Source organism: Neisseria sp. P0006.S004 (assembly GCF_051963015.1).
Classification (GTDB): Bacteria; Pseudomonadota; Gammaproteobacteria; order Burkholderiales; family Neisseriaceae; genus Neisseria.
Genome location: NZ_JBQCUS010000002.1, coordinates 157,436 through 172,249 on the forward strand (window position 1 = coordinate 157,436; position 14,814 = coordinate 172,249).

The following is a 14,814-nucleotide window of genomic DNA, read 5'->3' on the forward strand; positions in this document are numbered from 1 at the left end:
TCAGACGGCCTTAGCCGTTTTCTTTGCACACCAGGTCTTCGGGTGCGGATGTAATGGCGAAAATGCCCCGGATGGCGGCTTCTTTGACGGTTTCGGTGAAGTCGGAGAGGTTTTCAGCTTGTGATGAGTATTGGATGGCTTTAATCATCATCGGGGCGTTGAGGCCGGTCAGGATGGCGGATTTGTTTTCGCGCACCAGCCGGCGTGCGGCGTTGCACGGGGTGGCGCCGAAGATGTCGGTCATGATCAGTACGCCGCGGTTGTCGGGAAATTCCTGCAAGGCGGCGATGGCGTTGTTGATGATGTCGTTTTGGTCTTCATTGGGCTGAACGCCGAGAATACGGACGTTTTCGGGAAAGCCGTTGGGGAAGAAATGGTGGGTCAGCCCTTGGTAGGCTTCGCCTATGGTTTCGTGCGTGATGATAAGCAGGCCGATCATGATGTGTTCCTAAGTGTTGGTTTGAGGCCGTCTGAAAACCTTTCAGACGGCCTTGGTTTTATTTGTTGTTTAAGGCGTAGATTTCGCCGAGGTTGCGCCAGCAGCCGGCGGCGTCCATGCCGTAGCCGAAGACGTAGCGGTTGGGCACGTCCAAACCGATATAGTCAGCTTGGGTCGGTTTTTCTTTATCGATCAGCTTGTTGGCAAATACGGCCGCACGGCAGCTTGCCGCGCCCATTTCCAACAGTTTTTCCTGAATGGCGGCCATGGTGTGGCCTTCGTCCAGGATGTCGTCCAAAACGACGACATGACGGCCTTTGATTTGCTCGGGGTCGGGCATGCGTTTCCAGTTGAACGCGCCGCCTGCGAGTTTGTCGCCGTAGCGGGAAACGTGGACGTAGTCAAAGTCCAGAGGGAAGCGCAACAGCGGCAGCAGCTGTCCTGTAAACACCACCGCGCCACCCATGACAGGCAGCAGCAGGGGGTATTTGTCGGCCAAGTCGCGGGTAATGTCGTCGGCAACTTTTTGCAAGGCCGCGCGGCATTGTTCTTGGTCAAACAGCAAGTCGGCATTGTCCAGCATGGCTTGGGTTTCAAGGCGTTTGGTTTCTAAGTCGGTCATGATAGGTCGTGTTGGGTACGGTTAAAAACAAATTATATAGCGGATTCAATCAATTTTCGATACAGGCCGCAATGGTGCGGGGGAAGGGGAGGATTGAGGCTGAACGCATTCAGACGGCCTTTTGTCCTTCCGCTTCGTCCACCAGCAAAAATGCCGCCAAAGCCAAAGCGGTCAATATCGCCGTCAACACCATCGCCCGTCCGTAATTGTCCGCACCGGCGCGCCCGAGATAATCGTAAATCAAAGTGGTCAGCGTCTGCCATTCGGGGCGCGACAGGAACAATGTGGCTGCAAATTCGCCGATACACGTTGCCGAAGCCAAAGTCAGGCCGCGCCGCAAAGCCGGTTTCAATAAAGGTGCGGTTACATAACAGGCCGTCTGAAAACCGTTTGCGCCCATGGTGCGCGCTGCCGCCGCATAATCTTTGGGCAAACCGTCCCACGCGGCCAATACGTCTTTGGCCACAAACGGATACGCCAACAGCGCATAAGTCGCCGTCAGCAGCCACAGCGAAGCCGTCCATTGCGGATAGAGCAACAATACGCCGAACGCGATGCACACGGGCGACACCATAAACGGCAAAAACATCAGCGCGCGCAACCACGCCATTTGCCGTGCCGCCGCCGCATACAGCACGCCCAAAACCGTCGCCGCCGCCACCGCTGCCGCAGAGAAACGGATCGTGTTCCACGCAGCCGCCCACGTTTGCGCTTCCAGCAAAACCGCCCACGAAGAGCCTGCCGCTGCCGCCTTGAACCACACCGCCGCCAAAGGCAGCAGGCAGCACAGTACCAACATGGCCAATACCGTTGCCGTCAGCCATTTTTCCCAAGCCCGTACCGGCGCGCGCGGAGGCAAAGGCGAGACCGACTTATCCACCGCCACGCGCTTGCTCCAATACGCATATAAACCGCCTGCCGCCGCCGTAGCCGCCAGCACCAACCACACCAACACCGACGCACGCGCCATGTCCAACTCATACGCCACCAGCCGGTAGATTTCCACTTCCACCGTTGCAAAACGCTCGCCGCCGAGCAGCAAGGCCAGTCCGAAGCCTGAAAAGCAATATAAAAACACCAAGCACGCGCCGCCGGCAACCCACGCGCGCACCACCGGCCATTCGACCCAGACAAACCTTCTCCACGCGTCCGCGCCCAAAGATTGCGCCGACAGCAACCGTGCCTGCGGCACACGCACAAATCCCTGATACGCCGAGCGCACCAAAACCGGCAGGTTGAAAAACACATTACCGTAAATCAGCAGCCACGGCGTGTCCTGCCAACCTGCCGCCAGTATGCCGTGTGCGCCGAACAAGGCCAGCACGCCCATGCCCGCCACCAAAGTCGGCATCACAAAAGGCAGCATCAGCAGGCGCAAAACCGTGCGCCGTCCGGCAAAATCCATCCGCGCCAGCACCCACGCCGCAGGCACGCCCAAAGCCGTGACCAAGACGCAGGTCAAAACCGCCTGCGCCACCGTCCAGCCCAAACGCAGGCGCATATAGTCATCAGCCACCACTTCCGCCCAAGCGCCCTCGCCGTCGTAAAACGCCAGCGACAGCAAAGGCGCGGCCACCATGACCGCCAAGAAACCCAAAGGCAGCAGCAACAGCGCACACCGCCGAATCCAAACCTGCATCGATGCGTACCCGAGAATAAAAACGCCTATTTTAGCCCGAGTTCGGCATAGAAGGTGGTATTCCTGCCCATGTTTTCAGACGGCCTAGGCAGCCTGACGGATAAAACTGATGTTTATTCAAAATTTTCAAACATTTACGAAATGTCTTCAAAAAGGCAACATAATTGGTTGGGCATTTTTGATACAATCCGCCGCTTCAAAAAATCAAATAAATCAAAAACAAGGAAACATTATGACCACTACACGCCCCCAAACCTACGATACCGTCTCGCGCGCATTGCACTGGCTGACCGTACTCGGCTTCATCGGCATCCTGACCACCATCGCCATCTGGACCATTTATGACGGCGAAGAATGGGTCGGCGCACTCTTCGGCGTGCACAAATCCATCGGTTTCATCACGCTGCTGGTGATTATCGTGCGCATTGTTTGGGCCTTGATCAATGCGTCCAAACGTCCTGCCGCCGATAGCTTTGCCGCCAAAGCCGGCCACCTTGCCCTTTACGTCCTCATGCTTGCCGTTCCCGTTATCGGCATGATCCGCCAATACGGTAGCGGCCGCGGCCCGTTGAAAGTATTCGGCGTCCAAGTGATGCAGGGTTCGCCTGAAAAAATCGAATGGATGGCCAACCTCGGCAACATGGCGCACGGCAAACTCGGCTGGCTGCTCTTCGCGCTGGTCGCCGGCCACATCGCCATGGTCGTCGTCCACCGCATTCAAGGCCACGACGTTTTGTACCGCATGATCGGCCGTCGTTCTTAAGTATAAAACGGTAAACAGACAAGGCCGTCTGAACACAGTTTGACCAAGCAAAAACTGTTTTCAGACGGCCTTTTTGTATTTGTGTTAATCTGCAAAAGTAGAGTAGGCATTTCGCCTGACTGTTGTCTAAATACTGTAACCATACCGAGAAACACCATGACTGCTTCCATTCTCGCCATCACTTCCGGCGAACCGGCCGGCATCGGCCCCGACATCTGCCTTGATTTGGCTTTCGCCGACCTTCCTTGCCGCCCCGTTGTTTTGTGCGATAAAAATCTGTTGGCGCAAAGGGCCGGACAGCTCGGCAAATCCGTCATCCTGCGCGATTTTCAAGCCCAAGCGGCCGATCCGTTGCCCAAGGGCGAACTCGAAGTCCTGCATATTCCCTTAGATGCCGAGTGTCGGGCGGGCGAACTCAATCCTGCCAATGCCGCGTATGTCCTCCGATTGCTGGATACGGCGTATCAAGGCATTTCAGACGGCCTGTTTGCCGGTATGGTGACCGCGCCGCTGCATAAAGGCATCATCAACGATGCCCACGCAGGCAACGGATTTTTCAGCGGCCATACCGAATACCTCGCCGAAAAAAGCCATACCGAACAAGTCGTCATGATGCTGACCGGCGGCGGCCTGCGAGTTGCATTGGTGACCACTCATCTGCCGCTGAAAGACATTTCCGCCGCCATTACGAAGCCTTTAATCGAGTCGGTTGTCCGCATTCTTGAACACGACCTGCGCCATAAGTTCGGCATAGCCAAACCGGTCATCCTCGTTACCGGCCTCAATCCCCACGCGGGCGAAGGCGGCCATTTGGGACACGAAGAAATCGACACCATTATTCCGGCGCTTCATGCCTTGCAGGCCGAAGGCATAGACGCGCGCGGCCCGTATCCTGCCGATACGGTGTTCCAACCTTTTTTGCTCAAAGACGCCGACGCCGTCCTCGCCATGTATCACGACCAAGGGCTGCCGGTGCTCAAATATGCCGGTTTCGGCGAAGGCGTGAACATCACCCTCGGCTTGCCCTTTATCCGCACCTCTGTCGATCATGGCACGGCCTTGAACTTGGCAGGTACGGGCAAAGCCGATTCCGGCAGCCTGATTACTGCCGTTCAAGCCGCGCTTGATATGGCGCACAATATGCAGCAGGTCGTCTGAAGCGTGAAGGTTTAATCGTTTGTCGGCGTAATGTGTTCCTGTAACAGCATCATCAGGGAGCATCTGCCTGCCGATTTGATGAAGCCGATGGATGTTTGGACAATAATCAGCGTTTTATTTTAAAAATCATATAAAAAAGGCCGTCTGAAGCCCCATGTTTTGGGTTTCAGACGGCCTTTGGGTTTTTTGGCTTACCAAATTTCAGACAAAGTTTCTTTGACTTTGGCCTTCACTTCCGCACCGAAGCGGCGGCTGAGCATTTTGCTGAAATCGTCTTGCGGCGTGTAGTTGACCAGCTCGGGGGCTTTGACAACATCGCGGGCAACGCTGTAAATGCTGCCGAAGTCGTCAATCAGGCCGACCTGTTTGGCTTCTTTGCCGGTGTAAATACGGCCGCTGAAAACGTCGGGATACTGTTTGTCTTTCAACCTTGCGCCACGGCCGAGTTTGACGGCTTTGATAAATTCTTGGTGGATATCACCCAACATGGTTTCCCAAATTTGGGTTTGCGCCGGGGTTTCAGGTGTGAAAGGGTCACCCATGCCTTTGTTGCTGCCGGCGGTTTTCAGACGGCGTTTGACACCGGCTTTGTCCATCAGGCCGGTAAAGTCGAAACCGCCGCCGATCACGCCGATGCTGCCGACAATGCTGGAAGGGTCGGCATAAATTTTGTCGGCTGCGGCGGCAATGTAGTAGCAGCCGGAAGCGCACATGTCTTCGGCAACGAGGTAAACGGGGATGTCTTTGTGTTCAGCTTTGAGGCGGCGGACTTCGTTAAAGGCCGTGTTGGACACGACAGGTGAACCGCCGGGGCTGTTGGCACGGATGATGATGGCTTTGGCGTTGCCGTTCTCGTAGGCGGCTTCCATGCTGTCGCGCAGGATTTGGACTTGGTCGTCGATGTCGTTGCCGATTTCACCGGTCAGGTCGATAACGGCGGTGTGTTCGCTGCGGGCTTGGATGCTCGTGGTTTTTCCTTCTTCTTCCGCAAGGCCGAAGATTAGACTGAGGAAGATGAGGACGGCGACGCCGCGCCAGATATTGCGCCAAATGCGGGCGCGGCGTTGTTCTTGGTAGGCGGCGAGGAGGACTTCGCGCAGGGTATTGCGCTCCCAGTTGTCGACGGGTGTGGAGGCTGAAGAGGGTGTGTTTTGGGCATCGCCTTCACGGTGGATTCGGTATTGCATGATGTGATGTGCTTTCTTGTAGGCCGTCTGAATGTTCAGACGGCCTTATCGGTTTTAGTTGATGGAATAGCCGCGCAGGTATTGCGTACGTTCGCGGGTCATGCGGGTTTCACACTGCAGGCGCAGGTATTCTGCTTGTGCGGCGTTGTCTGCGGACGCGGCGGCTTGTTGGCAGTTGAGTTTTTTGCTTTGAATCCAGGCGCGTTGCTCGCCGAGGATTTGTTGTTTGACGTCACTGTCCATGCCGCCCCAGAGGTCGTTGATCTCGCCGTCCGCCTGACGGTTTTGCGCGCGCGCGTTGTTGAGTTCGCTTTGGCTGAGGCCGGGCGGCTCGTTGCGTTGGGTTTCATGGTCGGGGCGCAGGACTTCGTAATCTGAATCATCGTCATCATCGGTCAAACCGACGGCTTGGCTGGCGGCGTTGTTTTCAAGGATGTCTTGCGGATTGACAGTCGGCGGTTCTTCCGTGTTTTGGTTTTGCAGCAGCTTGATGGCCTGCTCTTTAGATACTGGTTTGCCATCTATCATGACGATGCTTTTCACGCCGTAGGGCAGCAGGGTGGCGGAAAGGGTTTGGGCGGTGGAACTCAGGGTGTTGTCTTCGAAAACCGGTTTGCCGTCTTTATCGGGGGTGTAGAGCAGGGTGGTGCTGAACGTGTTGTTTTCAAAGGTCAGGTTGCTGCCCATCAGTTTTTGTTCGAGCATGTCGGACAACGGGGTGCTGCCGTAAATCAGTGGGCTGTTGTCTATGGCCGTCTTGAGGATGGTGTCGGGAATGCGGATTTTGAGGTTGGCACGGCAGATGGCTTTGCCGTCGTCTTCGGTTTCTTTGGGGTCTTCAAGCAGGGTTTCTAATTCGAGGCCGGCGGCGATGATTTTGTCGGCATCGACGAATTGGCGGTTGTCATTGCGGGCAAATGAGCGCGCTTGTTGTTTGAGGGTGTCTTCGATGGTGGTACGGATGTTTTGCAGTGTGGCCGGTTGGGCGCAATCAAGCGCGGCTTTCGGCTCTTCTTTGCTGCATGCGGCAAGAAGAATCGTGCTTAAAATCAATACGGAAGCGGTTTTTTTGTACATGGGTACTCCTGAAGATGACGGCCTTTCAGACGGCCTGACGTGCTTATCATAACAAAAGCACTTGCAGCAAGTAAATGCGGCAAGTGCTTTTCTATGTCAGACGTATCAGCCTTTGATGACGCTGATGAAGCCGGAGAGGATGGCGGCGTTGAGCAAGTCAACGAAGAACGCACCGACCATAGGCACAATCAAGAAGGCTTTGTGAGACGGGCCGAAAGTTTGGGTAATGGACTGCATGTTGGCAACGGCAGTCGGGGTAGCACCCAAACCGAAACCGCAGTGACCAGCCGCCAATACGGCAGAGTCGTAATCGCGACCCATGAAGACGTAGGTAACGAAAGTGGCGTACAGAATCATCACGACGGTTTGTACGGCCAAGATGATGGTTACAGGGCCTGCCAGACCGGTCAATTCCCACAGTTTCAGGTTCAGAAGAGCCATAGACAGGAAGAGGGACAGGGAGGCGTTACCGAATACGTCGATGGCACGGTCAAACATATTGACTTTGAAAGCGGCAGTCAGGACGTTGCGGATGACCACGCCTGCAAACAGACACCATACGAATTTAGGCAGGTCGAAGAAGGCTTTGTCGTAGCCGTCGACAATTTCGGCAAAAGCCAAACATGCGGCAAACATCGCGAGCGTTTCGACAGCGGAGTCAGCCGTAATCAGGCGGGTGCGCTGTGCTTGTTCGAAGACGTCGTCGGTTTGGTCGTTGTCAACTGGTTTTTTATTTGTTTCCAGAGGTTTGCGACCCATTTTGTTGATCAGGCGACGGGCAACGGGACCGCCGATCAGGCCGCCGAATACCAGGCCGAAGGTGGCGGAAGCCATACCCAAGCCGGTTGCGCCGGTCAGGCCGAATTTGCTTTCAAAGTCAGGACCCCATGCGCCGGCTGTACCGTGACCACCGGTCAGGGTAATCGAACCGGTAATCAGGCCGATCAGCGGATCCAGACCCAATGCGCTTGCCAAGCCGACACCGACGAAGTTTTGGATGATGATGAATGCACCCACCACGGCGGTAAAGATAACCAAAGGCAGGCCGCCCGCTTTCAAACGGGAGAAGTCCGCGCTCAAACCGATGGATGTAAAGAAGATGAGCATGAACGCATCTTGCAGCGGTTTTTCAAATTTGAAGCTGACGCCGTAGGCTTCGTGCAGGGCGAACAGGACGATAGCGGCAACCAAACCGCCGGCGACCGGCTCGGGAATATTGAAGTCTCGTAAGAATTTGATTTTTTGAACCAGAAATTTACCAACCAGCAACACGAGTGTGGCGGCAATCAGTGTGTAATAACTGTTGAATTCCCATTCCATGTTGTTTCACCTCCTAGAAATGTTTTTCCGAGCATCCGTTTTTGTTCCGGATGTAGTGTGTTTCAACGCTTGGCGTTATCCGCCGGGCGCCATGGTATTGATGCGCGGGCAAGGTGTTTTCAGAAAGAAATGAAAACAATGACGTGTCCGTGAAAAATAACTGGCAAATATTAGGGGAATAGTTAAAGATTGTCAAAAAATGCGAGTGTAAATATTTTCAGACTGCCTTTTGACCGATGGCATGGTGCGCTTCGCGGCGCCATTGTTCTAATAGGGATGTTAATGATTCGGCCGAAGTGTGGCCGTTGCTGATGGCGGCTTGCAGCCAGTAGCAGGCGGTCGGAACATGACAGCCGACACCTTGCCCGTGATAGTAAAAACAGGCGAGGTGGTATTGGGCGGAAGGGTGGTTTTGTTCGGCAGCGATGGCGTACCAGTGGGCGGCCGCCCGAGGGTCTTGCGACGTACCGAGACCGTAATGGTAGATGCGGCCTAAGGCTGCCGCCGCGTTTTTATGGTGGAACTCGGCAGCTTCCATGTAATTCTTGCGCGCGGCATTGTAGTCGGCGGGACGGCCGATGGCGTGGGCTTGTGCTTCCGCCAAACGGTAGATGGTTTCGGTTTGTTGTTGTTGCAGGGCAGCAGTTTTGATTTGTTCGTATTGTTGCGGATGGTACAGTGCGGCGTCGCTGATGAGTTTTTGTGCTGCGGTGGCAGAACCCAGCGCGGCGGCACGGTGGTAGTAATCATGCGCGATATGGTTGTCGGCTTTAATGCCGAGGCCGTAGCGGTAGAGGTCGCCCATGATTTTCAGCGCTTCGGGATGGTCTTTCTCGGCGGCGGCTTTGGCATATCGTGCCGCTTGGAACGGATCGCGTTCGGAAAGTTCGCCGGTTAGGGCATATTGGGCCAGCTTGGCCTGTGCTTCCGCTTGCTCCTTATCGGCGGCACGACGATACCATTCTAAGGCTTCGGGTTTGCGTTGGGCGGCAAGAAGGTCAGCCAGCAAGGTTTGTGCGGCGATGTGGCCGGCTTGCGCGGCTTGTTCGAGATAGTGTTCGGCTTGTGCGTGATTGGGGTTGACACCTGTACCGTAGAAGTAGATTTGACCGAGTTGCCAGCAGGCGGCAGTCACGCCGAGCGCGGCCGCTTTTTCGTATTGTTCGATGGCTGTTTCAACGTCGCCTTGGCGTTGATGATGACGTGCCAGATGGTAATACGCAGGCGCAGCATATCGGGCGACGGCAAGCTCCGCCCAGTAGAGGGATTGTGGATCGTTGCGTTGCGCGTGGTAACGCATGAGGATTAATTGGGCTTCGAGGTGACCTTGCTCACCCAGCCAGGCGTAGTCGTTAAGAAGCTGTCCGGTCGGGGTGCCGTTGTGTTCGCGTTGTTGCAGCAGGGTAAAGAGTGCCTTGGGGTGGCGTTGGGCCGCGGCGGCTTCCAACCATGGAAGTGCCTGCTCCGGATGACCGTTTTGCAGCAGATAGTTACCCAATACAAAAGCAGCTTCCGTATATCCCTGCTCTGCGGCCTGTTGCAGCAGGGGCAGGGCTTGGGCGGTATTGGATTGTTCCAAAAGGGCGGCGGCTTGCCGGTAGAGGATATCAGGAGCGGCGGTCATGGTTTGGGGCGGATATAAAGTGGAAGACGGATGCTGCGGCATATGGGCGGCGATACCGGCTGAGGGCTTTGTAAAAATATTGCTTGGCACTGTTTTGTAGAGTGTGTTGCCTTGCTGGCTTATCTTTAGGATGCTTGGCTTGTTATATTGTTTTGCCTAGGGATACATCCATATTTTTTGTGTTACAAAGGGCTCAGGTTGAGTCGGTATGCGCTCATGACAGCTCGGTCATTATACTGTTTTTGTAATTTATTGTTAATGATAAATGCAGGTTTTTGTGTTTGATTTACATGGAAGTAGCCAATGTATTGATTGTTTTAGGCCGTCTGAAATGTTTTCAGACGGCCTGAACTTTTCTTTCGCTAAGTCAGGTTGTCGGTGTAGAAGAGTCGGAGGTGCTTTTGTTGGGGAAAAACACCTGACTATAGAAGTTGCCGTTAATTTGGGTCACGTTGAGGTGGTACATACGGTAGGCATGGAACAGCTCTTTGTCAGGCGGTGTCGGATGATTCCAAAATTCTGCCAAGGTATTTTGGTCAGTAATGCCGGGAATATCATAATAGGCACGGCCGAGGACTTTGACAGGCATGTTGTGGATCAATCCGGACAGGCCGCTGGTGCTGTTGATGGTAACCATGCCAAGGCCGTGACGCAGGAAAACGGGCAGGGGGACATCATGGACGTAAGTGATACGGCCTTTGAGTTTGGGGTGTTTTTTGATAAAACGTTTGATGTCGCGCGAGTAGTCGATAAAGCCGCGGTCCATCGGATGATGCTTGATGATGAGGTTGGTATCGGTAGGCGCGTGCGCGGCAAAGGAGGCCAAAACATGGAGCAGGAAGCTGCGGACGCTGGAAAAGTCGCAATGGATGCGGACTTGGCTATCGTTGAATACCTGTAAGGGAACAATAAAAAACTTGCCGTATTTGCCCGCCTCCACGCGTTTAGCGATTTGGATGTCTTCAATATAGTAGTTCAAACGCTTGAGGATGGAGATCGACCACAGTTTGAGGTAATGGCCGGCATTGGATGCGCGGTGGTGGATGTAGTTCGGGTACTTGTTCGGATTGCGGAACAATTCGATATAGTAACGGACGGCATTTTTGGCCATAGGCGTAAACCCGCCGCGTACCGGCGTTGGCGCTTTGTATTCTTGCTGGGCCAGCTTGGGGAATTGTTCCAAAAAAAAGTCGGCACGGCGCGGTAACGGGGAAAATGCGTTGACGCCGTCTTTTTCTAAGGTGATGTAGTAGGGGCGGAAATAGCCTTCTTCAAACGCCCAGAAACCGACTTGGTTTTCGTTTGCAATGCGTTTTGCAATGACGTGATAAGGGCGTGTGTCGCCAAAGCAGACAACCGCCTGGATGTGATGTTGAGCGATGTATTCTTGCAAAAATTCAGGAAAGGCATCGTAGCTGTCGTTAAAAACAACGGTATGCGCTTGAGTGGGCGGATAAAAATAGTCGTCGCCTGCATTAAAGTTGAATTTATGTACAGTTTTGCCATTTTCAGTCAGCCAATTGGCAAGACGCAGAAAAAAATTGCCGACAGGTCCTTGAAGCAGCAGGATATTTTCTGCGCTTTCAAGCAGGTTTTGCAGGTTGTTTTTGAGGACGGTCTGTTTCATGTCGCAATGTGGTTTTGTTTTTTATGTAATAGTTTTAGGTTGAACTTTCAAGCATACGCCAAGAGAATTAACGATGCAAAAGCAATGATGCCGCAATTGAAGCTGGTTTATGACGAATTGTTAACTTTGATGGTGTTTATTTGAAAGATCGATATAGTTGTTTGATTTTACCTAATTTTTTAGCAAAGTACCCGCGATGTAATCCGTTGTTGTTTTTTTGCATATTTTTTTGTCGTATCAGGATTTGGGCAGCGGTTTCCGCATTGATGGCCTGATGGGTTTCGGGGTGGATATAGTCGGGGTAGTGGATGAGCGTGCCGGCAATCAGCTGCCAAAGCTCAAGCCTGCGGCTGCGGCGCGGAATAGGGAGCAGATCTTGGGTAAGCCCCCAGCCTGCATAGAAAGGCAGGCCGTAGCAGCTGACTTTTTTGCCGCGCAACAAGGCTTCAAAACCGGTCAGCGAAGTCATGGTATGTACTTCGTCTGCGTATTGGAGACAGGTCAGGATATCGGCTTGTTCGGCGGTTTGGTCGGCATATCGTGCAGCATCTTCAGGAGAAATCTGGCCGATACGGTTACCGCTGACTACATCGGGATGCGGTTTGTAGATGATATAGGCATCGGGATTGCGTTCGCGTACGGTACGGAGCAGATCCAGATTGCGGTAGATTTGGGGCGAACCGTAGCGGATAGACGCGTCATCTTCAACCTGACCGGGAACGAGGATTACGGTTTTGTCGGTTGACGGGGCGGTGAAGTCCGAGCTGCCGACGTTGTATTTGCTGATACGGTTTTCGGTCAGCATTTTTTGCAGCTTCAAGGCCGTCTGAAAGTCTTGATCGTCGAAGTTTTGGTTTTGTAGGATGTATTCAAGACGGGACGGGGTTTCGGCGTTGAAATAAATGCCCATATCGTCGGTAACGAGCGACAGCGGCGGCACTAAATTAGAACCAAGCCCGACCGAGCGGATAAAGCCGTCTTCCATGCGCAACAGGGGGATATTGTGTTGTTCGGCAAAACGGACGATGGCCTCTTTGCCGTTGCCCCAAGCAAGGATGCGTGCATCGTCGTACAGTTTGACCCCGGCCAGTTTTTGGGTGGAAGAGATAAATTTCAGACGGCATGAGGGTACGTTAAAGAACGGTTTGGCAACCGCGCGTTTCCATAAAGACATGCCGACGCAATACAACTCGCCACGCAATTTGTCGTTTTTGCGTTTGACCGTCGCCAGATAGTCGATGACATCAAAGAGGCTGCCTGCTTCGCCGGTATTGGGGTTGAGGTAGCGGCTGTATTGCAGATAGGCTGCGGCGAAGAGCTGCAGCAAGTTGCGGGGGGCGCGGCGTTGGGTTTGAACAAGGCGGTTGATTTTTGGATGGCGGTCGTCGCTCACGCCCCATCCGGCATACCACGGCAGGCCGAAGGTGGTCAGTGGTTTGCCGCACAAAAGCGCCTCAAAGCCCATTTGCGAGGTAACGCAATAAACTTTATCGACGTTTTGCAACAAAGAAATCGGATTGATGTCTTCTGCCAAAAGATGGACACGGTGTTGCTGCGCAAGCTGGGTCAGATAGCCTTGTTTTTTGCCGCACAAAACATCGGGATGGGTTTTTACCCAGATATCGGCTTGCGGGTTTTCATTCAAGGCCGTCTGAAACATCAGTTCAAACGTAGAGGCATCTGCACCGCCATATTGGATGGCCATATCGCCGAAGGTTTGGTCGATGATGAGGACGGTTTCGGGTTTGGATAGGGAACGTAAAGGATGATTGTCTGAAAGTTCGGGCGCGTGGTTGTATTTGGACAGGTGGTGTCGCAGGATGAAATCCATCGCCTGTCGCGCCTGAGCCAAGGTTTCAGACGGCATAGTATCGGCGGCAAGAATCAGTTGTTCCAAACGCGAAGGACGGGTGGTGTCGTAGTAGATGCCGATATCGTCATAGACGATGGAATAGGGAGGATAGCCGGCGACACCCAGTCCGAGCGATCGCAAAAAGCTGTCCTCAAGATTGAGCAGGGGCAATCTTAAGATATGTGCTAATTTTCTACGTTTGGGATGTTTCTTGCCCCAAAATAATACGGTCTTATCCGTTGAAATTTTGTCTAAAAATTTGGTTAGCAAGAGACGTTGTTTAAATAGGCCGAATGTTGAAAAAATCATTTTAAATTATTATGTTATCTATCAAATATCATTAATGTAAAAATTTATTCTGCCTCTATTTCAAAGTAAGTATCCATAAAATTACGGAAATGTAGGGCATAGTCTTTTTCAGCATTATTACTGTTTGGATCATTAATGCAGAAGGAGTGGGGCATATGAAGGTATTTCTTCTTGAATAACAATTTCTTATATTGAGTCTGGGCGTGTGAACTGCGTATGTTGAAATAGTAGCAAATTTCACGTTTTGGTGTAGCGTATCCGTCAAGGTACATCAACCAGGGTACCAAGAAACTGGCCATATTAAGTTCAGAATTATGGCGAACCTTGTTATTTAGGAAAGAATTTATTTCATCTTCAAATAATAACCATGCCTTTTCAAAGGATGTCTTTCTTAGTGGAATATAGGTATGTACTAAAGGTGTATCAATATTAATGTTTGGATAATATTTTTTTAAGAGTATAAGAGCATGTTCTGATGCAGTTAACGTTGGCGTAATTAATCCTCGTTGATACATTTTTTGCAGACTTTTATTGGCAACAAATAGGGAAGCCAAGCCATTATTTTCAAAAAAGTGGTTAGGCGTCAGTGGTCTTGCAACAAAAACATCATCATTGAAATAAATAAAATGTTCACTTAAATCTGGAATTTTATATAAGTTTGCTTCAATGACGTGGGAATTGAACGTTGGTAAGTATTTGGCATCAATAATTTGCGAATGATTGATTAATTTAATTTTAGAATGGGTGTTTTCATCTAACCATTTAGGTTTTTGATCCGCCGTTACAATAAAAATATTGCGGACCCACGGCATAAACTTCTGTACGGCCTGTACTGAATAAAAAAGTTCATTATGGTTGGAAAAGCGGGCAGGGTCGGTCGCATACAGGCCGATATCTTCCTGATCGACGGGCTGCAGGGTACGGTAAAACTGTTCTTGCCATGCTTTATCGGTATTGTCGACCCAAGTAAAAACAACATCGATGGGAAAGTTTGGCAAAACGTTTTCTGTGAGTGATGCAAGATTGGCATCTGCATTGATCAGAGTGAATTCTTCAGTTTCAGGAATAGGCTGTTCTACATTATAAGGAGGAAAGCGTTTATTTAGAAAATCCCTAAAGAAGATATGGGGTTCTCTAAAAAATTTTCTAATTTTATTTAAATTCATTTGAAACTTTCTAATACTACAAAATATAAAC

The 14,814-nt window shown here is 52.1% G+C and carries 12 protein-coding genes; 2 read left to right on the top strand and 10 right to left on the bottom strand.

Annotation, left to right across the window (positions count from 1 at the left end; genetic code table 11):
* Positions 1-10: 10 nt before the first annotated feature.
* From ACTHR2_RS03715 to ACTHR2_RS03725, 3 genes are all read right to left on the bottom strand, one after another.
* Positions 11-439, bottom strand: coding sequence for a PTS sugar transporter subunit IIA (locus ACTHR2_RS03715; protein ID WP_003747942.1), 429 nt, complete (start codon positions 437-439; stop codon positions 11-13).
* A 58-nt stretch (positions 440-497) separates the two neighbouring features.
* Entirely contained in the window at positions 498-1,061 is a 564-nt protein-coding gene (locus ACTHR2_RS03720) for a hypoxanthine-guanine phosphoribosyltransferase (RefSeq protein ID WP_003747943.1), read from the bottom strand.
* 109 nt (positions 1,062-1,170) lie between these two features.
* Positions 1,171-2,700 (bottom strand): ABC transporter permease, encoded by a 1,530-nt coding sequence (locus ACTHR2_RS03725; protein ID WP_263339788.1) that lies wholly within the window; start codon positions 2,698-2,700, stop codon positions 1,171-1,173.
* A 232-nt stretch (positions 2,701-2,932) separates the two neighbouring features.
* Between ACTHR2_RS03725 and ACTHR2_RS03730 the strand changes: the two genes are divergently transcribed.
* The gene (locus ACTHR2_RS03730) at positions 2,933-3,463 is read left to right on the top strand and encodes a cytochrome b (protein ID WP_263339790.1); all 531 of its coding nucleotides are present in this window, start codon (positions 2,933-2,935) and stop codon (positions 3,461-3,463) included.
* 156 nt (positions 3,464-3,619) lie between these two features.
* Positions 3,620-4,621 (top strand): 4-hydroxythreonine-4-phosphate dehydrogenase PdxA, encoded by a 1,002-nt coding sequence (pdxA, locus tag ACTHR2_RS03735; RefSeq protein ID WP_440375371.1) that lies wholly within the window; start codon positions 3,620-3,622, stop codon positions 4,619-4,621.
* 191 nt (positions 4,622-4,812) lie between these two features.
* Here pdxA and ACTHR2_RS03740 read toward each other — a convergent pair whose 3' ends face one another.
* The 7 genes from ACTHR2_RS03740 to ACTHR2_RS03770 all read right to left on the bottom strand — a co-directional run bounded on the left by ACTHR2_RS03740 (position 4,813) and on the right by ACTHR2_RS03770 (position 14,783).
* The gene (locus ACTHR2_RS03740; protein WP_049332939.1) at positions 4,813-5,808 is read right to left on the bottom strand and encodes a S49 family peptidase; all 996 of its coding nucleotides are present in this window, start codon (positions 5,806-5,808) and stop codon (positions 4,813-4,815) included.
* 54 nt (positions 5,809-5,862) lie between these two features.
* Positions 5,863-6,885 (bottom strand): lysozyme inhibitor LprI family protein, encoded by a 1,023-nt coding sequence (locus ACTHR2_RS03745; protein ID WP_440375372.1) that lies wholly within the window; start codon positions 6,883-6,885, stop codon positions 5,863-5,865.
* A 105-nt stretch (positions 6,886-6,990) separates the two neighbouring features.
* On the bottom strand, positions 6,991-8,205 hold the full coding sequence (gltS, locus tag ACTHR2_RS03750; protein WP_070606314.1) for a sodium/glutamate symporter: 1,215 nt from the start codon (positions 8,203-8,205) through the stop codon (positions 6,991-6,993).
* A 217-nt stretch (positions 8,206-8,422) separates the two neighbouring features.
* A complete protein-coding gene (locus tag ACTHR2_RS03755) occupies positions 8,423-9,829 on the bottom strand; it encodes a hypothetical protein (protein ID WP_440375434.1) in 1,407 nt (468 codons plus the stop codon).
* 367 nt (positions 9,830-10,196) lie between these two features.
* On the bottom strand, positions 10,197-11,456 hold the full coding sequence (locus tag ACTHR2_RS03760) for a capsule biosynthesis protein (RefSeq protein WP_263339809.1): 1,260 nt from the start codon (positions 11,454-11,456) through the stop codon (positions 10,197-10,199).
* Positions 11,457-11,592: 136 nt separating this feature from the next.
* Positions 11,593-13,617 (bottom strand): capsular polysaccharide biosynthesis protein, encoded by a 2,025-nt coding sequence (locus tag ACTHR2_RS03765; RefSeq protein WP_263339814.1) that lies wholly within the window; start codon positions 13,615-13,617, stop codon positions 11,593-11,595.
* A 44-nt stretch (positions 13,618-13,661) separates the two neighbouring features.
* Positions 13,662-14,783 (bottom strand): stealth family protein, encoded by a 1,122-nt coding sequence (locus tag ACTHR2_RS03770; RefSeq protein ID WP_263339817.1) that lies wholly within the window; start codon positions 14,781-14,783, stop codon positions 13,662-13,664.
* Positions 14,784-14,814 lie beyond the last annotated feature (31 nt).

Coding starts and splice junctions, on each gene's coding strand:
- ACTHR2_RS03740 (WP_049332939.1), bottom strand. CDS start 5,808: ATGCAATACCGAATCCACCGTGAAGGCGATGCCCAAAACACACCCTCT.
- ACTHR2_RS03770 (WP_263339817.1), bottom strand. CDS start 14,783: ATGAATTTAAATAAAATTAGAAAATTTTTTAGAGAACCCCATATCTTC.
- pdxA (WP_440375371.1), top strand. CDS start 3,620: ATGACTGCTTCCATTCTCGCCATCACTTCCGGCGAACCGGCCGGCATC.
- ACTHR2_RS03720 (WP_003747943.1), bottom strand. CDS start 1,061: ATGACCGACTTAGAAACCAAACGCCTTGAAACCCAAGCCATGCTGGAC.
- ACTHR2_RS03765 (WP_263339814.1), bottom strand. CDS start 13,617: ATGATTTTTTCAACATTCGGCCTATTTAAACAACGTCTCTTGCTAACC.
- ACTHR2_RS03755 (WP_440375434.1), bottom strand. CDS start 9,829: ATGACCGCCGCTCCTGATATCCTCTACCGGCAAGCCGCCGCCCTTTTG.
- ACTHR2_RS03730 (WP_263339790.1), top strand. CDS start 2,933: ATGACCACTACACGCCCCCAAACCTACGATACCGTCTCGCGCGCATTG.
- ACTHR2_RS03725 (WP_263339788.1), bottom strand. CDS start 2,700: ATGCAGGTTTGGATTCGGCGGTGTGCGCTGTTGCTGCTGCCTTTGGGT.
- ACTHR2_RS03715 (WP_003747942.1), bottom strand. CDS start 439: ATGATCGGCCTGCTTATCATCACGCACGAAACCATAGGCGAAGCCTAC.
- ACTHR2_RS03745 (WP_440375372.1), bottom strand. CDS start 6,885: ATGTACAAAAAAACCGCTTCCGTATTGATTTTAAGCACGATTCTTCTT.
- gltS (WP_070606314.1), bottom strand. CDS start 8,205: ATGGAATGGGAATTCAACAGTTATTACACACTGATTGCCGCCACACTC.
- ACTHR2_RS03760 (WP_263339809.1), bottom strand. CDS start 11,456: ATGAAACAGACCGTCCTCAAAAACAACCTGCAAAACCTGCTTGAAAGC.